The sequence below is a fragment of the Pseudomonas beijingensis genome, assembly GCF_030687295.1.
GTDB classification, from domain to species: domain Bacteria; phylum Pseudomonadota; class Gammaproteobacteria; order Pseudomonadales; family Pseudomonadaceae; genus Aquipseudomonas; species Aquipseudomonas beijingensis.
In genome coordinates this window covers 6,310,211-6,329,086 of sequence record NZ_CP117425.1, presented here as the reverse complement: position 1 = coordinate 6,329,086, position 18,876 = coordinate 6,310,211, and the positions used below count along the sequence as shown (strand labels likewise).

Genomic DNA, 18,876 nt, shown 5'->3' with positions numbered 1-18,876 from the left:
CATGACTTACGGCAGCCTTTTCGAGCGACTGGCTGGTAATTCTGAAAAGCGCAGGGGGTTGAGCCGCGAGGTTTGCACCGTCACATCCGTTGCTGCGCATCTGGCCAAGATGCTCAGCACTCGGGCAGGTAGCGTGCAGACACTCGCGGATTATGGGCTGCCGGACCTCAATGACATGCGCTTGAGCCTGCACGACGCGGGGAGCCAAGCCCGCAAGGCGATCGAGACCTTCATCAAGGCCTACGAACCACGCTTGCGCAATGTCTGTGTCTTTTTAGTGCCGAGTAACGCCGATCAGCTTCGCCTTTCCTTGCGCATCGATGCGTTGTTGGATGTGGAAGGGATCAAGCGGCAGGTCAGTTTTTCCGCGTGCCTGGACGGCAGCGGTCAGGTCAAGGTCAGACAAGGATAGCCATTGATGTCGTTCAACCATTACTACCAGAGCGAGCTGACGGCGCTTCGCCAGTTGGGTCGACGTTTCGCCGAGCGTAACCCGGCCTTGGCTCCCTTCCTGGGACAGGCCGGACGGGATCCGGATGTAGAGCGGCTACTGGAGGGGTTTGCATTTCTGACCGGGCGACTGCGCCAGAAGCTCGATGACCAGTTGCCGGAGCTGAGCCATTCGCTGATGCAGCTATTGTGGCCGAACTACATGCGGCCATTGCCAGCCTTTGGCATTTTGCAGTTCGATCCGCTGCAGCGATCCGGCCCCGCACTGCGGGTCGAGCGCGATACGCCGGTAGAAAGCAAGCCTGTCCAACAGGTGCGTTGTCGTTTCCTGACGTGTTACCCCACCGACGTCCTGGCGCTTGATCTGACCCGGTTGAGTTACTCAGTGAAAGGGGAAGGGTCGCTGTTGAGCCTGCATCTGGAAATGCGTTGCGACGGTCATGTGGGCGAGCTGCAACTGAGCCGTTTGCGTCTGCACTTGACCGGCGAGCGCTACATCAGCCAGATGCTCTATCTCAGCCTGTTACGTAACCTCGAGGGTATCGAGCTGATCCCGCTGGACGGCACCGGCGAGGCCCTGCGGGCGGCAGATGGCAGCCCAACGACGTTCAGGCTCCCCGCCGACCGTGTCCAGCCGGTAGGGTTTGCCGAAGAGGAAGCGCTGGTTCCGTATCCGCTGAATACCTTTCGCGGCTATCGCTACCTGCAAGAATATTTCGCTTTCCAGGACAAGTTCCTGTTCGTCGACATCGATGGCCTGGACGTGATCAACGCCCTGCCGCACGGCAGCATCGAACAGACGCGTGGCCTGGAGCTGCGCTTCGATATTGGTAAAAGTGGAATCCAGCGGATGCGCCCGACGCTGGATAACATCAAGCTGTACTGCACGCCGATCGTCAATCTGTTCAAGCATGACGCCCAGCCGATCCGCCTGGACGGCAAACAGGATGAGTACCTGCTGTTGCCGGCCGATTACGACCAGGCGCACTGCGGCGTGTTTTCGGTCGAAAGCGTCACCGGCTGGAGTCCCGGAGGCCTGGGTTATCAGGCCTATGTGCCGTTCGAGTCTTTCGAGCACGATTCAAGCTTCGATGTACCCCACAGCCGCCCCTACTACAGCGTTCGCCAGCGGCCTTCGTTGTTGCACGACGGTCTGGACACTTGCCTGGGCTTTGGCGTCCGGCACACTCACCCGCATGAAACCCTGTCCATTGAGTTGATGTGCACCAACCGGAACCTGCCTCGCGAGCTCAAGCCGGGTGACATCGACCAACCCGGCGAAAAAAGTCCCGAGGCACTGAGTTTCCGCAACATCGGTCCGGTCACGCCAAGCTTCGCGCCGCCACTCAACCGCGACTTCCTCTGGAAGCTGATCAGCAACATGTCGCTCAACTACTTGTCGCTGGCAGACGTCAATGCGCTCAAGGTGATTCTCGAAAGCTACGATTTTCCGCGTTACCACGACGAGCAGGCAGAGAAAGTCAGCAAGCGTTTGCTGGAGGGGCTCAAGTCCATCCGGCACCAGCACGTCGACCGCCTGCACCGAGGCTTGCCGGTGCGTGGCTTGCGCACCGAGCTGACTATCGACCCGCAAGGTTATATCGGCGAGGGCGATCTGTTCGTCTTCGCCTCGGTCCTCAACGAGTTCTTCGCGTTGTATGCCAGCCTCAATTCGTACCACGAGCTGCGGGTGAACAGCACACAGGGAGAGGTGTACCAATGGACACCCCGCATGGGCCAACAGCCGCTTCTCTAAGCGTGCTGACACGAGAAATACGCGAGTACTCGTTATTCCAGGCTGTGTTGCTGATCATCGATCGGCTGCGCGAGGCTCACCCTGGCCTGGATGATGAAGCGTTGTACGACCGGTTGGAGTTCCAGGCCAACCCAAGTCTGGGGTTTGCGGCCAGCGACATTGATCGTGTGGAGTTTTTCGAAGAACACGGCCAGGCGCGGGCGCGTCTGTGCTTGAACCTGATCGGGCTGGTGGGGGCAGGGTCGCCGCTGCCAGCGTTCTATGGTGAGCAGGCCCTAGGGGAGGAAAAGGACAACCCGACACGCGACTTCCTCGACATCTTTCACCATCGTCTCCAACGGCTGATGTTGCCGATCTGGCGCAAGTACCGTTACTGCGCAAGTTTTCAGAGTGGTGCCCGAGATCCATTTTCCGAGCAGTTGTACGCGTTGATCGGTTTGGGGGGCGAAGAGATTCGCAAGGCCGGCCAACTGAACTGGAAACGTCTGCTGCCATACCTGGGCTTGCTGAGCTTGCGTGCCCATTCGGCGGCGCTGATCGAGGCGGTACTGCGTTATTACTTCAAACACGCTGAACTGAACCTCGAACAGTGCATCGAGCGGCATGTGGACATCCTTGACGAACAGCGCAATCGCCTGGGGAGCGCCAACAACCTGCTCAGCCAAGACCTGGTGCTCGGCGAACGGGTGCGCGACCGCAGCGGCAAGTTCCGGATCCATATCTGCGAGCTGGACTGGCAGCGTTTCCACGAATTCCTGCCCATCGGAAACGGTTACCAGCCGTTGTGCTCGCTGGTGCGATTCACCCTGCGTGATCCCCTTGAATATGACATTCGCCTGGTCCTGCGCCAGCAGGAGATTCGTGAGCTGTGCATCGGTGAACAGAATACCTGCCGCCTGGGATGGACCAGTTGGCTGGGACACGAGCGCGCCGATGGCGTGGTGACCCTTGGCAGCAAAATTCATTAGGAATGGATGACATGATCAACGTAGACCTTCAGCAACTGATCCAGGCGTTGGACGCCGAAACCAGGCGCGATCTGGAGCGCTCTGCCGAGCAATGCGTGGCCCGTGGCGCAGACAAGGTCCTGGTGGAAGACTTGATACTGGGCTTGTTGGAACGTCCCCAAGGTCTGCTGGCGCTTTCCTTGCAGGATGCCCAGGTCAGTGCGGGCGAGCTGAGCGCGGCCCTGCAATCACGGATGGGGCACAGCGCTTCGCGCAACCCGGTATTCGCCCCGGAACTGGTGCAGTGGTTACAGGATGCGCTGCTGGTGGCCAATCTCGAACTCGGCCGTAGCCAAGTCGGACAAGCCGCGTTGCTCCTGGCGTTGCTGCGCAACCCCCTTCGCTACGCCGGGAGTGCTTATCTGGCGCTGCTTAACCGGCTGAGCATTGATCGGCTGAAAGCGTTCGCCTTGTCGCAACAGGCTCAACCGGTTGCCGGCCTGCCCACCCCGCCGGACGGCTCCCTGCTGGCGCGCTTTACCCATGACCTGACCCGACAGGCCCGCGAAGGCCAACTCGACCCGGTGCTTTGTCGCGACGGCGAAATCAGGCAGATGATCGATATCCTCGTTCGGCGTCGCAAAAACAATCCAATCGTGGTCGGTGAAGCGGGGGTGGGCAAGACCGCCATCGTTGAAGGGTTGGCGTTGCGTATCGTCGCCGGGGACGTACCCCCGGCGCTTGAGGGCGTTGAACTGCTTTCGCTGGATATGGGGCTGCTGCAGGCCGGTGCCAGCATCAAAGGTGAATTCGAGCGTCGTCTCAAGGGGGTGATCGACGAGGTCAAGGCTTCGCCAACATCCATCATCCTGTTCATTGACGAGGCCCATACCTTGATCGGCGCAGGCAACAACGCCGGGGGCGCCGATGCGGCGAACCTGCTCAAGCCGGCCTTGGCCCGGGGCGAGCTGCGAACGATCGCGGCCACCACCTGGACCGAGTACAAAAAATATTTTGAAAAAGACCCAGCCCTGGCCCGTCGTTTCCAACCGGTGCAATTGCACGAGCCGACCGTCAGCGAGGCGGTGACCATCCTGCGTGGCCTGGCCCGGGTCTACGAAAACAGTCATGGCATTTACCTGCGCGATGACGCGGTGGTCGCGGCAGCGCAATTGTCGGCTCGCTATCTGGCCGGTCGTCAGTTGCCGGACAAGGCCGTCGATGTGCTCGATACCGCCTGCGCTCGCGTGCGCATCAGCCTGGCCGCTGCCCCGCAAAGTCTGGAGCGATTGCGCGGCGAATGGGCCGAAGGCGAGCGCCAACGCCGGGCGCTGCGGCGCGATGCAGAGGCGGGCCTATCAATTGATCTTCAAGCGTTGGAGGCGCTGGAGGTGCGTCTGGCGGCCATTGAAGACGAGCGCCAAACGTTGGAAATCCAATGGACCGAGCAACGTATCCTCGCGGAACGTTTGCTGTCGCTGCGGCAGCAATTGGCCGGGGCACGGGAAAGCGCAGTGGACCAAGCCCTCAGTATCGAAGCCCTGGCGGCGGCGGTGGATGAAACACACGGCACGCTGGTGGCCGCGCAAACCCATGAACACCTGGTCAGCTTTGAAGTTTGCCCGCGACTGGTCGCCGAAGTGATCAACGCCTGGACCGGTGTACCGCTGGCGCAACTGGCGCGCGAGCACAACTTGAAAATCGCCAGTTTTGCCACAGACCTGCGTGCTCGCATTCGCGGCCAGGAACCGGCCGTGCAGGCGCTTGATCGCGCGTTACGCGCTGGCGCCGCAGGCCTGAACAAACCCGATGCTCCGATGGGCGTATTTCTGTTGGTGGGCCCCAGTGGTGTCGGCAAGACCGAAACGGCACATGCCCTGGCCGACCTGCTTTATGGCGGTGAGCGGTTCATCACCACGATCAACATGGCCGAGTTCCAGGAGAAACATACCGTTTCCCGACTGATCGGAGCGCCGCCGGGTTACGTCGGTTTTGGCGAAGGCGGCATGCTCACCGAAGCCGTGCGGCAAAAGCCCTATAGCGTGGTGTTGCTCGATGAGGTCGAAAAAGCCGACCCGGATGTGTTGAACCTGTTCTACCAGATCTTCGACAAAGGCCTTGCCAATGATGGGGAAGGGCGGGAGATCGATTTTCGCAACACCCTGATTCTGATGACATCGAACCTGGGCAGTGAGCGTATTGACGAGCTGTGCGAAAACGGCGCACAACCGAGTGCCGAACGCCTTGAGGAATCCATTCGCCCGATCCTTATCGACCATTTCAAGTCAGCGCTGCTGGCCCGCATGTGTGTGGTGCCGTATTACCCGGTCAGCGGGCCCGTGCTGCGTGAACTGGTGGAAATCAAACTCAAGCGCCTGGGCGAGCGGCTGCACCGTCGTCAATTGGGCTTCAGTTACTGCGAGCATTTGGTGAGCCACCTGGTCGAGCGCTGCAGTCGCAATGACCGTGGCGCGCGGCTGATTGACCAACTGCTCGACCGGCATGTCACGCCGCTGGTTGCCGACCGGTTGCTCGCGGCCATGGCCGGTGGCGAACCGCTGCGGCATGTACACGCGGTGCTCAACGGCGATGCCAGCGTGTCGTGTGAGTTCTCCTGAGATGAGCGCCATGTTCAATAAGCTCTCGCAGCCGCTGGACTATGCCGAAGCGCTCTTGGCGCAGTTCTCCAGCCTTTCACGTTTGGCGGACGGTGCGGAGTTGGTAGGGCATTTCATTCAGGGAGTGGCACGGCTCAGCGGCTGTGAACTGGTGCAGTTGTATTTGCTCGATGCCACCGGTACCCGCCTGGAACTGAACACCGAATGCCTGGACGGCCAGTTGCAGTTTCGTGACCCGCAAAGCCTGTCCTCCGATTACCACACTGAGCAATTGCTGCAGTTTTCCCTGTGCCAGAACCGTGTGGTGTGCCTTGGCGCGTTGAGCGACAGCGTGCACGAAACCCGCTTCCTGCCTGCCCGGGCCACGCCCTGGCAATCGCTACTTTGTGTACCTTTGATCGACCCGGGAGGGAGCGTCGCAGGCCTGTTGTTGTGTGCCAGTGTTCAGCATCTCGACTTGCATGGAGCCGCTGAATCCCTGGGGTATCTCGGGGCCTTCGTGCTTGGCCAGCTGCATCAGCTGCAGCGTCTGCGCCGTCCGGCCGAGGCCTCTGTTACCTCAAGCCTGCCGAGCGGCATCAGCTACGGCCTGATCGGCAAGAGCATGGCCATGCGCAAGACCTGCTCATTGATCAGTAAGGTACTGCACAGCCCCTATACCGTCTTGCTGCGGGGCGAGACCGGTACCGGCAAGGAGGTGGTGGCCCGGGCTCTCCATGACAACGGCCCGCGTCGATCCAAGGCATTTATCGTGCAGAACTGTGCCGCGGTTCCCGAGAATTTGCTGGAGAGTGAGCTGTTCGGCTATCGCAGGGGCGCGTTCACCGGTGCCGACCGAGACCGTGCCGGACTATTCGACGCGGCCAACGGCGGCACGCTGTTGCTCGATGAAATTGGCGACATGCCGATGTCCCTGCAAGCCAAGTTGCTGCGAGTGTTGCAGGAGGGCGAAATTCGTCCGTTGGGCTCCAACGACACTCACCACGTCGACGTACGCATCGTTGCCGCCACTCATCGCGACCTTAAACAGTTGATGGAGGAGGGCAAGTTCCGCGAAGACCTTTATTACCGCCTCGCACAGTTCCCGATCCAGTTACCGGCGCTGCGTCAGCGCGAAGGCGACATCATTGAGCTGGCGCGGCATTTTGCCGACAAGGCTTGCACGCTTCTGCAGCGTGATCCGGTGCGCTGGTCAGACGCGGCGCTCGATCACCTGTCTGCCTACGGCTTCCCGGGAAACGTCCGTGAACTCAAGAGCGTCGTGGAAAGGGCTGTGCTCCTGTGCGAGAGCGGCGAACTGCTCATCGAGCATTTTTCGCTGCACATCGACCCCCCCTCCGAGCGCGGTCGTATCAACCTGCGTGAGCGGATGGAGCAGATCGAGCGTGGTCTGTTGATCGATTGCCTGCGCGAGCACTCGGGTAACAAAACCCGCGCCGCCCGCGAACTCGGTCTGCCGCTGCGCACACTGATCTATCGCCTCGCGCGCCTGAACGTCCAGCGCGGTGATTTCAATGGTTGATCCTTCCCTCGCGCTATTCGTACACGTTCCAGCCCGTCCCTTTCATCCTGGAGACTTATTGATGCCTGTCTTTCCCTGGAGAGCCGTCCTGTTGGCGATTCTCGTGTCATTCGCCCTGGGCGGTTGCAACGCCAATTATAAATTCAACGACAGTGGTTATCGCCCTCTGGGTGATCCACAGGCGGTCAATCGCGGCAAGTGACGCCAAGGAGCCTTTGATAGATGGAACTTGTTTTCGAAATGCTCAACGCCAGTCAGTTCGTCCCGTCACGGCTGTGCCAAAAGACCTTCGGTCCGGCCGGTGGCGTGATCGGGCGGGGCGAGGGCTGCCACTGGCTCATCCCTGACCGAGAGCGCCTGCTGTCCAAGCGTCACGCGTACGTCAGTTTTCGTGACGGCGCATTTTTCCTGACCGACACCAGTGGTAATGGCACGACCCATCGTGAAAGCGGCGTGCGCCTGCCCAAGGGCGAGCCGGTACCGATACTGGATGGGAATGCCTACATCATGGGCGATTTCGAGATCCTCGCACGGCTGGTCTCCGGGCCAGCGGGCAATCTTGCCGAAGCGAGCCGTCCGAGTCCGGTCGACAGTCTCATCCCGGATGACGCCTTTCTGGAGCTCGATCCGCTGCAGGCGCTGGATCAGCAGGAGCGGGCCTTGCTGGACATCGATGAGCTGATAAACCCTGCTCCCGTGCCTACGGACGCCCTTGAACGGCCGGACTATGCGCGTATCGACATGGAAAGCCTGCTCTTGCCGGAGCTGGTCGCAGCGCCAGTCGAACCAGGACCTGCCCCCATCCCGCCCAACGAAATTATTGGCCACCTGCGCGACGGCTTTTGGCAGCGCTTCGGTACGGCCTTGGGCATGGATCTCGAAAGCCTGGATGGCAAGGCCCGCGAGGCCCTGGCGATCAACGCCGCGCTACTGCTCAAGCAAAGCATTCAGGGCTTGCAACAGAGCCTGCGCACTCGCTCGGAATTGAAAAGCGAACTGCGCCTGGCCCAGACCTATGAAGAACAGGTTCGCTTGATTGCCAGCCTGCAAATCGACCATCACGGATGACGTCCATGCCGCACTGCACGATGCACTTATCCAAGATACTGACGACGCTCACCACGACCCTGCTGCTGGCCGGTTGCACCACGCTGTCGCCTTTTTCGACGATGACCAAGCTCAACCTCACCCTGGCGGCCAGTGATCGACTCAACCCCGATCTCAATGGACGACCATCGCCCGTGGTGGTGCGGTTGTTCGAACTCAAGCACCCGGTGGCTTTTGAAAACGCAGATTTCTTCAGCCTTTATGAGCGCGCGAGGGAAACACTGGCCCCTGATCTGGTTTCCAGTGAAGAGCTGGAACTGCGCCCAGGTGAAACCGTCGAGCTCAGGCTCGGTATCACTGGGAGCGGCCGTTACGTCGGCCTGCTCGCGGCGTACCGTGACCTGCCGCACGCCCGCTGGCGCTACACACTGCCGGTGGCTGCGACGCAGGTGACCGAAGCGCGCCTGACCCTCGACGAGGATGGAATCGCCAATACGCTTGAGCGACTGGCCAAGGTGGCTGACCGATGAATCACGATAAGGTCATCTGGCAGGAAGGCATGCTGTTGCGCCCGCAACATCTGCAACACAACGATCGCTATTTCGACCACCAGTTGAAGGTTCGTACTCGGTTGCTGGCCAGTTACGCCTGGGGATTCCTGGCACTGGAGATCGATCTGCAATTCCTCAACATGGGGCAGCTGGTGGTCAGCCAGGCCAACGGGGTCCTGCCGGACGGCAGCCTGTTCGAACTGGGTGGCAACGCCGAGCCGCTGGCCCTGGAAGTGCCGTCCAATACCCGCAATACGCCGATCTACCTCGCGCTGCCATTGGTGACCGGCAATCACATCGAGTCCCGTCGTCCGGAGCAGTCTGATGTGCTGGCGCGCTATACCCTCTACGACGCGCAGGTGACCGACTCCAACGCCGGAGAGGCCGGCGGGAGTCAGATCAGTTGCGGCCGTCCGGACCTGCGCCTGCTATTAGGCGAGCAGCAGAGTGATCATGCGTTCGTGAAACTCAAGCTTTGCGAGGTGCTCGATACCACGGCCGATGGGGTGATCAGGCTCGATCCGAACTTTGTGCCGACCTTCATCCAGGCTCGCTCTTCCCACTACTTGCTGTCGTGTCTCAAGGAGATCATCGGCATGCTTGCCCATCGAGGCGACACCCTGGCTGAGCGGATCCGTTCCAGTGGCAAGGCCGGTGGTGCGCAAGTCGGCGATTTCATGATGCTGCAACTGATCAACCGCAGCGAACTGTTGCTGCGTCATGACCTGGATCTGGAGCAGGTGCACCCAGAAACGCTGTACCGAACGCTGCTGGCGCTGCTGGGTGACTTGGCAACGTTCTCCAGTGACAGCAAGCGCCCACCGCTCACCAACCGCTATCAGCACAGCGACCAAGGCGCGTGTTTTCGAAGCCTGCTGCAAGCGATCCGCCAGGTCTTGTCGATGGTGCTTGAGCAACACGCTATCGAGCTGCCACTGCAGCCGCGCCAATACGGAATCATCGTCTCGCCGGTGCCGGATCTGTCGCTGCTGGACACCGCTTCGTTCGTACTGGCGGCAAGTGCCCACTGCGACGGCGAAGAGCTGCGTCATCGATTGCCGGCGCACCTCAAGGTCGGTTCGGTGGAACGCATCCGCCAGTTGGTCAACCTGCATCTGCCCGGCATCAAGATCAGGCCTTTGCCCGTGGCCCCGCGGCAGATTGCGTTCCATGCCAACAAAACCTATTTCATTCTCGAGCCCAACGCCGAAGACCTGGCGCAACTGAAGCGCTCCGCAGGTTTTGCATTCCATGTCAGTGGCGATTTCGCCGAGCTTGAACTGAATTTTTGGGCCATCAGGAACTGAACCAAATGGATCAGGAACATCTTCAGGACGAAACAACGGTCCTGCTCGACCACCACGGGCAACGTCCCACTTCAGGGCCCTTGACCGACGCTGGTGCACCGCCGCGCTTCGAACAGTTGCAAGAACGCATGATCTACGCCGCGCACCTGCCGCAGTCCCAAGCATTCACGGTCAGCCTCAATCCGCTGGTCGCGGCGGCGTCCGGGTTGCTGTCGCACATGGTTCAGCTCAAGCACGGTCGTGAACGCGAGGACCTGCACGCTCTTAAAGGAGAACTGAAGCGCGGCTTGGAGCAGTTCGAAGCCTGTGCCTTGCAGGGCGGTGTAGAAAACAGTCAGTTGATCGCCGCACGTTACGTGCTGTGCACGGTGATCGATGAGGCGATTGTCACCACGCCGTGGCGCCACGGGGGCGGTTGGTCACAGATAAGTCTGCTCAGTACCTTCCACAACGAAACCTTCGGCGGCGAGAAAGTCTTTCAATTGCTTGAGCGCCTGTCGAAGAACCCCATCAAGCACCTGCCCATGCTGGAGTTGTTGTACCTGTGCCTGTCCCTGGGCTTCGAGGGTAAATACCGGATTCAGACCCGCGGGATGCTCGAACTCGAAAACCTGCGCGACGCCCTGTATCGGCAGATTCTCCAGACCCGTGGCGACACCCCGCGTGAACTGTCGCCTCACTGGGAGGGCTTCGACGGTGCGCGCCGCCGTCCGGTGCGCATTGTCCCGGCCTGGACGGTGGCGGTGTTCACGCTGGTCTGCCTGGGGGTGATGTATTCGAGTTTCGCCTGGGTATTGGACGAGCAACGCAAAAGCGTATTGCAACCTTATCAACTGTCAGAACCGGTCGCTGCTCAGCCGCTGCCGTAAACAGGGACGTGTCATGAAATTGCTTTTCAGGAAAGCCGGCGCCTGGGTGCGCCAAACCTGGGTTTGGACGCTGCTGCTGGTGCTGTGTGTCACGCTGTTGGTGTGGTTCGCCGGGCCACTCCTGGCCGTCAATGACTACAAGTTCTGGGCGAGCCCGACGGCGCGATTGCTGACCGCCAGCGTGCTGGCGCTGGGCTGGGGTCTGGGCATGGTTTTCGTCAATGGGCGTGCCGCTTCAAACGCGAGTCCCCAACAGAATGTCCCCGACCAGGCTCGGGCCCTGCTCCAAGCCAGGATTGACGATGAGCGGCGCGAAGTGCGCTCGCGCTTCAAGCAGTCCTTAACCACGTTAAGGTCCTCGAACCTTTATGCCGGCCGCAGCGATTTGCCCTGGTACCTGCTGCTAGGCCCGCCTGCCAGCGGCAAGACCCGTCTACTGGATTGCTCGGGCCTGGAGTTCCCTCTCAATAGACCAGAGCGCAGCGCTGTCAGCGACGCATCCGGCACTCGGTATTGCGATGGGTATTTTTCCGAGCACGCCGTGCTGATCGACACCGCTGGGCGTTATCTGACCCAAACGGACAGTGAGGTCGACGGCAGCGGCTGGGCCGTATTGCTCAAACTGTTGCGCAAGCGCCGCCGCAGTCGTCCGTTGAACGGCGTACTGGTGACGGTGCCATGCGAAGTCCTGTTGCTTGGCGGCGAGGATGAAGTCACTACACTGGCCCGCCAAGTTCGTGGTCGCCTGCAGGAGCTGCAACGGCGACTGCACATCGATGTCCCGATTTACCTGGTGCTGAGCAAAGCGGACAGCGTGCCCGGCTTCAATGAGTTCTTTGATTCGCTGACTCGCGAGGAAAACGACCAGGTGCTGGGCGCGAGTTTCAGTCGGGCCCCGCACGGCAGCGACATCACCCTGTTACGTACCGAGTTCGAAGCGCTGCTGCATCGGCTCAACAGCCAAATGATCATGCGCATGCATCAGGAGCGCGACACATTGCGCCGTAGCCGCATGCTGGATTTTCCTCATCAACTGGGACAACTCGGCAACAGCTTGTGCCTGCTGGTCGAGCAGGCGTTCAGTGGCAACGTTGGTACGTTGCGTGGTTTCTATTTGACCTGCGCATCGTCGCCGGACCGCACGGCGATCTCGACCGCCGAGCCTGGTAACGCAGGCTTGGGTGCCAGCCATACCGCCCCTGGCCGGCGCTCGCGGTTCATTCATCACCTGCTCAGCCGGGTGATTTTTCCGGAAGCCGATCTGAGCGATCTCGTTCAACGCGAACGCCGTCGTATCCATTGGGGCCAGCGGGCGTTGTACTTGGGGGCGCTGACGGTCGTTGGCTTGTGCGGGCTGTTGTGGGCGAACGGTTTTTCAACCAATCACGAGGGCCTGGACAGCTTGCGTACGCTGGCGCAGCGCTGGGATCGGCAGCAATCGACCCGAATGAGCACCGATGATTGGACCGCGATGCTCGAATCATTGGATATCCGCTTCGAGGCCACTCAGGTTTTTCCACCCTCCAGTGCGGTGCCGGTGTATGAGCGTGTCGGTCTGTATCAGGGTGAAGCGACCAAGGCTGCGGTGACCGATGCATACGAGCGCGAATTGCAGGTGCAACTGTTACCAAGGATCGCGCAGAGGCTGGAGGAACATGTCCGCAACAACCGGGATGATCGCGGGCAACTGCTCAATAGCCTGCGTGCGTACTTGATGCTGGGCTTGAAAGAGCGTCGCGATATCGCCTGGCTCAAGGATCGGGTGGCCAAAGACGGATCGCTTCGTTACCCCGGCAACTCGGCGCTGCAAGAGCGCTTGAATGCTCACTTTGCGCGCCTGTTGGAGCTGCCCTTCATCCATGTGCTCAACGAGCCGCTGGTGGCCCAGGCTCGGGAGGCCCTTCGGCGTGAGTCCTTGGCCGCCGTCGTGTACAGGATGCTGCACGAACAGGCCAGTCCTCTGCCGCCTTACCGACTCAGCCAACACCTGGGTTCACAAGGTGCGCTGCTGGTGGGCACCGACCGTGTGATTCCCGGTTTCTACACCCGCCAGGGCTACGAACGCTACTTTTCGGTTCAGGGCGCGGCCTTTGTCACCGAACTGCTGCGGGACAACTGGGTACTGGGTGAGGGCGAAGGCCTCAGCGGCATGGACATGCGTCGTCTGATGGTCGAATTGGAACAGCTGTATTTTCGTGATTATGCCGACCACTGGAGTGAAGCCGTCGGCCAGGTCGCCCTGCAAACCATCAGTCATGTGGGTGAGGGCGCCGAGCAACTCGCGGGCCTGACCTCGGCTCATTCGCCGATCCTGCGGCTGCTGGTGCAAGTGCGCGAAAACACCCGTTTCCAGACTGTTGCCGAGCCACTCGGAGACCTGACGCCAGCGGCAGGAAAGGGAGGAAGGGCCGTTAAAAAGTTTGCCACCGTGGCGGGGAAAGCCGCTGCGTCCCTCACCGAACATCTGCCGGACACCGCGCAAAAATCCTTGCGACGGCGTTTCGAACCGCTGCATCGCCTGTTGGACGGGGAGGGAGCGCCCACGGCTGACCTGGTCCAGGCTTTGCGGGCCCTTGATGACGTGCAATTGCAACTGGCGAACCTGGCGCGGGCCAGCGCACCGGAACAAGCGGCCTTCGAACTGGCCAGGCTGCGCATGGGTGGCCAGCGCGACGCGTTGAGCAACCTTCGTAATGCCTCTGCTCGTCTGCCGCGGCCGGTCAATGCGTGGTTCAACGTGCTCGCTGAGGACAGTTGGCGCTTGGTGCTCAACGACGCGTACCGCTACCTGAACCAGCGTTATCAGAGCGAGCTGTACAGTTTTTACGGCAAGGCGATCAACAAGCGGTATCCGTTCAGCGCCCACAGCGCCAGCGACGTCGCGCTCAACGACTTCCGCGAGTTCTTCAAGGACCAGGGCATCGTCGATCGATTCTTCGACCATTACATGCAGCCCTTCGTCAGCGGCCCCGCGGGGCGCTATCGCCTGCGCAGCATCGACGGCCAGAGCTTGCCGATGTCCCGGGCCTATCTGGAGCAGATGGCGACCGTGCATACCATTCGCCGGAGCTTTTTCGCCGAGAACCCGACCGAACCGCAAGTGCAGTTCAAGCTTGAACCGTACACCCTGGATCCGGTGGTGAGCCGTGCTGAATTCCGCTTTGGCGACCTGACGCTTGAGTACCGCCACGGTCCGATCCTGCCGATGGCGTTTACTTGGCCAAGCGACGCGCAGAATGGTCGAACCGCCCTGGTGCTGGACAAAATGGTCGGACGCGGCGTCGGCATCGAGAAGAATAGCGGGCCGTGGTCGCTGTTTCGGCTGTTCGATCTGATGCAGAGCGAATACCTGGTCGGGCGTGATGTCCGCGTATTGAAGGCGGATTTGGGTGGCCTGCGCGCCAATTATTTACTGACGAGCCAGCGCACGCCGAACCCTTTTGATATGAGTGTGCTGCGCACCTTTCGCCTACCGGTGCAGCTTTGAAGCAGCCCGGCCCCTGGCGCAGCGCCGCGCGCACCGATCCTGGCAAGACCCGAACACGTAACGAGGACGCCTTTCTTGACTGCCCACAACAGGGCGTGTGGGCGGTCGCCGACGGCATGGGCGGCCACTCGGGCGGCGACATCGCCAGCCAATTGATCGTTGCCAACCTGACGGAGCTGCCCTTGTATCAGGACTTGGATGAACGTTCGAAAGCGGTGCGCCAATGCCTGCGCCGGACCAACCGACGACTGAGCCAGGAGCTTACCGTCACTGACGATCATCCCGGCATTACCGGCAGCACGGTGGTGGCGTTGTTGCTGGAAGGGAACCGCGGAGTCTGCGTCTGGGCGGGCGATAGCCGTTGTTACCTGTGGCGCGGTCGACGGTTGTACCAACTGACCAAAGATCACTCGCTGCAACAACAACTGATGGACACGCAACACATCAGCCGCGATGAAGCCGGTGCCCATCCTGCGGCCAAGGCATTGACCCGGGCGGTGGGTGCCGCGCCAGAACTGACGTTGGAGGTGCTGGAGCTGGATGTTCACCCGGGCGATACATTCTTGCTGTGCAGTGACGGCGTGTACCAGGGCCTTGGCGCGCAAGCCCTTGGCAATGCCTTGGGCCTGGCTTCGCCATGTAGGGTGCTGGAGCAACTTTTCGCTGACGTCTTGCGTGGCCCAGCGCGGGATAACCTGACGGCCGTCGTGATCCGACCGTGAGTGAAGAGGGTGGTCATTCCACGTATTTCGCCTTCGCCAACGCGGTGCCCGCTGTGACATCCGGCCAGCGTTGCGTCAGCGAAGTACCGGACATACTCGCAGGACGTTATCGCCTCGAACGCTTGCTTGGGGCTGGCGGCATGGGCGTCGTTTACCGCGCGCGGGATCTGTTGCACGAACAATACGCCGATCCCGATCCGTACCTTGCGCTGAAGATGCTCAGTGAGGCATTCAATGGGGCAGTCGATGCGAGTGCGCTGCTCTACAGCGAGTTCGCCCTGATGCGGCGATTGCACCACCCGAATATCTTGCGCCCCTACACCTTCGAAGTGGATGCCGCCCAACGGCGAGCGTTCATTACCATGGAACTGATGCGCGGCATGACCCTGGACCAGCTGCTTTGCGAACGGCCCCTCGGGTTACCTTGGCCGGAACTGAAGGCGATCGCCGTGCCGCTGCTCGATGCCCTGGCGTACGCCCACAGCCGTGGCGTGCTGCATGGCGACATGAAGCCAAGCAACGTCATGTTGAGCGAAGAAGGGCTGCGTTTGTTCGATTTCGGTTTGGGCCTGGCCGAGGGAGGGGCCTCGCAGCACCTGCCAAACCTGAACCGTGAACGCCTCAACGCCTGGACGCCGGGTTACGCGGCGCCTGAACTGCTTGACGGTGCGCCCTTGTCAGCGGGTGCCGATGTCTATGGTGTGGCTTGCGTGCTGTATGAGCTGGCGAGCGGCAAACACCCGTTCCAACGCTTACCCGCCATCCAGGCCCGCGATGCCCGGTTGGAACGCGCGCTCAAGGCACCGCGCAACCTGCCCAGGCGTTGCTGGCCGGCGCTACGGATGGCGTTGGCGTTTGATCCGGGGCAGCGGCGTATTAGTGCGGCTCAGTTACGTGATGCCTTGGGTGATGTTTCGTCTTGGTGGTGACATCCCCTGTGGGAGCAAGCTTGCTCGCGATAGCGGTCCGTCTGACCCGGTGGTGTTGAATGTGTCGCCATCATCGCGAGCAAGCTCGCTCCCACAGGGGGGCGGACAAGAATGCTGTGAACGAGCTTGCTCGCGAAGGCGGCGGTACATGACACACCGGGCTTCAAGATGTACGCGGTCCTGTGGCGAGGGAGCTTGCTCCCGCTCGGCGACGCAGCCGTCGTGACCAGGCTGACGCGGTTTGTCTGGAGGAATGCGTCAGCCTGTTTTGGGGCGGCTTCGCCGCCCAGCGGGAGCAAGCTCCCTCGCCACGGGATCTGCGTTTCGCCTCAAATCGTGTGCTCAGCCAGCGTTCCGCTCTGCCTCTTTCTAGCTGGCATTCAGACGGATAATTTGATGGTTTATGTTATTGCGGTTTATGAAGCCAGGAAGAAAAGTCGGATATGTAAATTTCATCCAGCGTTAGCGTCGGCGGTATATTTTCGATACTGTCAGCTATCTCGTCATAAGGCGCTGGCAAGACATAGCAGAGGCCGAAGTCCTCGTTGAGGATTATGACGCCATTGAATATGCGCTGGCGTTTGGTCAGTTTTTTTATTTGGTCAAAAGGCATTCCTGTAGAAAGCGTGTTCTGGTAAAGCCCTTTGTATCGCGCGTTGCAACCGATTGAAAAAATTGTTCCGTCAGGAAGGATCGAGAGGGTGAGCGTACTATCGATTACGTACGCTGTTCTAGTTTCACCGTCAGGTAGCGTGTAGCTCTTTATCTCGACTTTATGACGCTCATAAAGCTCATTCATGTAGGTCGAGATATTGTCTTGCAATAAAATGTTCGCAATTGAATGTTTGGATTTTATGTCGGCTGCAAAATCAATCATTTAAATTCCACCGTACATTAACGTGCCGTTTAAGAGGGCGGCAGCACATACATACCTGACTTCAAGATGTATTCAGACCGTGACGAGGTAGCTTGCTCCCGTTCGATGGCGCAGCAGTTTTCTGTAGGAATGCGCCAGCCTTTTTTTTGGGGCGGCTTCGCCGCCCAGCGGGAGCAAGCTCCCTCGCCACGAGGATTTGTGTTTAACCTGCGCCTAGTAATTTGTTTGCAAGCGCCAAGTCGAACTGCTTGTTCCCAAATATTGATTTAGTTGCCAGGGCTTTCTTGAGCACATCCGAATCCAGGCTCAGATTATTTTTGTGCGCTGCAAAAACAATCGTCAGGAATGGAAACGCATAGTTATCCGGCTCAGCCAACACGTCATCGATTAATGCGGGCGAGCCAAGAACGCTGTGCTCTGCCTTGGGCAGGTAAAGTTTCTCGAGCCGTTCGGTTATTTTTTTGACGGTTGCGCTGATGGCTTGAGGGGACGGGGTTCTGATGATGCCGCCCAGCTCGTCACCGAATTGTTTTGCATCTTCCGACAAGGAACTCTTCGACAAAAACGACGCGTTCAGCAGCCGGCTCTGGTAGGGCGGGGATTGCTCTTTGCAGAAGCTGAAGGCCTCGCAGGTATGGATCTCCAACCCGGCGTAATAACCATCGGCCTTGGTCAGGTGTTGAACGTAGATTTCCCCCAGCTTTTCCTTGGCCGCAAGCAGGCCAAGTTTGTTTTTGCTGGCCTTCAGGTCCAAGTGGGCTGCCGTTGTTTGCTTCAGCGCCGCCAGTAGCTCCACTTCCAGGTGCTTGCGAATTTCCATACTCATGGCGTAGACCCGAGCGAGCCTCGTGGGGCAATCACTTCATGCTCATCTGTTGGCTCGATTGGCATACAAATGTCAAAGCTTGTCCAGGCTAGCAACCGTGGTGGTGTAGAAGGCCACACCCGACTTGTCGATGACTTTTATTCTGCCGCCTTCTTCCTTGAGGTCTTTGAGGTACGGACCGAACGCTATTTCGTCGGGCGCGGTCCGCAGAATTTCTTTGTCGAGTACCGGTGTGTCTTTCCTCAAGACTTTAAGGTTCATGAGAAAGCAGTCGATGGTTAACTGGCATTCCAGGGCGCAGACATAGTCCGACCCTTTTATTTTTTTCTGCTTGAAGGTCCACTCGTTTTTATAGTGGTTGCGGCGGAACTCATCCATGGCGTTTTTCAGCAGATCAAGGGGCAAGGCCATGTGTGGGCGGCATTGTTCCAGGCCCTCCAGCAACCGTTGTATAAAGAACTCATTGAGCTCGTTGACCGATGTGCATTTTTTATACAGTTCGGTATCCAGGCCAACATTGACGATGAGCGCACCGCTGGAGTTTACATAGGGCTCATTGACGGCATGGCGGGTGCCGACAAAGCAGATTTTCTTGAAGTTGGGCGTTTCGAACTTTTCTGCACTCAGGCTGCGCTCAAGAAAATTGCAAAGCGATCGGCTTTGGTCGCGAAACGGATGAATAATTTCGTCGCTGAATTCGCCCAAGTCTGGGTACAGGTAGATTTCTTTTAAGATCATGGTCTTGAATGCCTCGCTGGGTCTAGTTCCTGCCTGCGTCGATTCGCGGTTCTTCGCTCAAAATCTCGACGTTCCAACGAGCAAATGGGCCGCCCGGCTCTTTTTTGATGACTCTGGATTCGTAACGTCCTCTTGAAATCCAATACTCATACGTAGACCTGAGCGAGCCTCGTGAGGCAATCGCTTCACAGGCTCGTGGGTAGGTTATTTCCAGGCAGCATGGTAAGCCT

Annotated in this window: 15 protein-coding genes and 1 pseudogene; 13 read left to right on the top strand and 3 right to left on the bottom strand. The window is 59.6% G+C overall.

What is annotated here, in order from left to right; genetic code table 11:
- Position 1: 1 nt before the first annotated feature.
- From tssE to PSH84_RS28165, 13 genes and pseudogenes are all read left to right on the top strand, one after another.
- Positions 2–412 (top strand): type VI secretion system baseplate subunit TssE, encoded by a 411-nt coding sequence (tssE, locus tag PSH84_RS28225; RefSeq protein ID WP_122567609.1) that lies wholly within the window; start codon positions 2–4, stop codon positions 410–412.
- A 6-nt stretch (positions 413–418) separates the two neighbouring features.
- The gene (tssF, locus tag PSH84_RS28220; RefSeq protein ID WP_122567608.1) at positions 419–2,206 is read left to right on the top strand and encodes a type VI secretion system baseplate subunit TssF; all 1,788 of its coding nucleotides are present in this window, start codon (positions 419–421) and stop codon (positions 2,204–2,206) included.
- The gene (gene tssG / locus PSH84_RS28215) at positions 2,170–3,174 is read left to right on the top strand and encodes a type VI secretion system baseplate subunit TssG (protein WP_305468861.1); all 1,005 of its coding nucleotides are present in this window, start codon (positions 2,170–2,172) and stop codon (positions 3,172–3,174) included. Before tssF ends, tssG begins: the two co-directional genes overlap by 37 nt.
- Before the next feature lie 11 nt (positions 3,175–3,185).
- The gene (tssH, locus tag PSH84_RS28210) at positions 3,186–5,771 is read left to right on the top strand and encodes a type VI secretion system ATPase TssH (protein WP_305468859.1); all 2,586 of its coding nucleotides are present in this window, start codon (positions 3,186–3,188) and stop codon (positions 5,769–5,771) included.
- 10 nt (positions 5,772–5,781) lie between these two features.
- Complete coding sequence (locus PSH84_RS28205) at positions 5,782–7,293, top strand: sigma-54 interaction domain-containing protein (protein ID WP_122567827.1); 1,512 nt, start codon at positions 5,782–5,784, stop codon at positions 7,291–7,293.
- 61 nt (positions 7,294–7,354) lie between these two features.
- Positions 7,355–7,495, top strand: a complete 141-nt coding sequence (locus tag PSH84_RS28200; protein WP_305468857.1) for a type VI secretion protein — start codon at positions 7,355–7,357, stop codon at positions 7,493–7,495.
- A gap of 20 nt (positions 7,496–7,515) precedes the next feature.
- Positions 7,516–8,307, top strand: a pseudogene (gene tagH / locus PSH84_RS28195) (type VI secretion system-associated FHA domain protein TagH); the annotation flags it as partial.
- Positions 8,308–8,366: 59 nt separating this feature from the next.
- Positions 8,367–8,870, top strand: coding sequence for a type VI secretion system lipoprotein TssJ (tssJ, locus tag PSH84_RS28190; protein WP_305468855.1), 504 nt, complete (start codon positions 8,367–8,369; stop codon positions 8,868–8,870).
- Positions 8,867–10,198, top strand: coding sequence for a type VI secretion system baseplate subunit TssK (gene tssK, locus PSH84_RS28185; protein ID WP_305468854.1), 1,332 nt, complete (start codon positions 8,867–8,869; stop codon positions 10,196–10,198). The genes tssJ and tssK overlap by 4 nt, the downstream gene beginning before the upstream one ends.
- Before the next feature lie 5 nt (positions 10,199–10,203).
- The gene (gene icmH, locus PSH84_RS28180; RefSeq protein ID WP_305482074.1) at positions 10,204–11,067 is read left to right on the top strand and encodes a type IVB secretion system protein IcmH/DotU; all 864 of its coding nucleotides are present in this window, start codon (positions 10,204–10,206) and stop codon (positions 11,065–11,067) included.
- A gap of 13 nt (positions 11,068–11,080) precedes the next feature.
- A complete protein-coding gene (tssM, locus tag PSH84_RS28175; protein WP_305468852.1) occupies positions 11,081–14,554 on the top strand; it encodes a type VI secretion system membrane subunit TssM in 3,474 nt (1,157 codons plus the stop codon).
- Positions 14,551–15,276 (top strand): PP2C family protein-serine/threonine phosphatase, encoded by a 726-nt coding sequence (locus PSH84_RS28170; protein ID WP_305468851.1) that lies wholly within the window; start codon positions 14,551–14,553, stop codon positions 15,274–15,276. Before tssM ends, PSH84_RS28170 begins: the two co-directional genes overlap by 4 nt.
- Positions 15,273–16,205: a serine/threonine-protein kinase gene (locus PSH84_RS28165; protein ID WP_305468849.1), complete on the top strand. Its 933-nt coding sequence runs from the start codon at positions 15,273–15,275 to the stop codon at positions 16,203–16,205. The genes PSH84_RS28170 and PSH84_RS28165 overlap by 4 nt, the downstream gene beginning before the upstream one ends.
- 406 nt (positions 16,206–16,611) lie before the next feature.
- On the opposite strand, the gene PSH84_RS28160 is transcribed toward PSH84_RS28165, so the two are convergent.
- From PSH84_RS28160 to PSH84_RS28150, 3 genes are all read right to left on the bottom strand, one after another.
- Positions 16,612–17,082 carry a hypothetical protein gene (locus tag PSH84_RS28160; protein ID WP_122567598.1) on the bottom strand — a complete coding sequence of 157 codons (471 nt, stop codon included), beginning with the start codon at positions 17,080–17,082 and terminating at the stop codon, positions 16,612–16,614.
- A 202-nt stretch (positions 17,083–17,284) separates the two neighbouring features.
- Positions 17,285–17,908: a hypothetical protein gene (locus tag PSH84_RS28155; RefSeq protein WP_305468848.1), complete on the bottom strand. Its 624-nt coding sequence runs from the start codon at positions 17,906–17,908 to the stop codon at positions 17,285–17,287.
- 72 nt (positions 17,909–17,980) lie between these two features.
- A complete protein-coding gene (locus PSH84_RS28150) occupies positions 17,981–18,646 on the bottom strand; it encodes a hypothetical protein (protein ID WP_122567597.1) in 666 nt (221 codons plus the stop codon).
- Between the last annotated feature and the right edge of the window lie 230 nt (positions 18,647–18,876).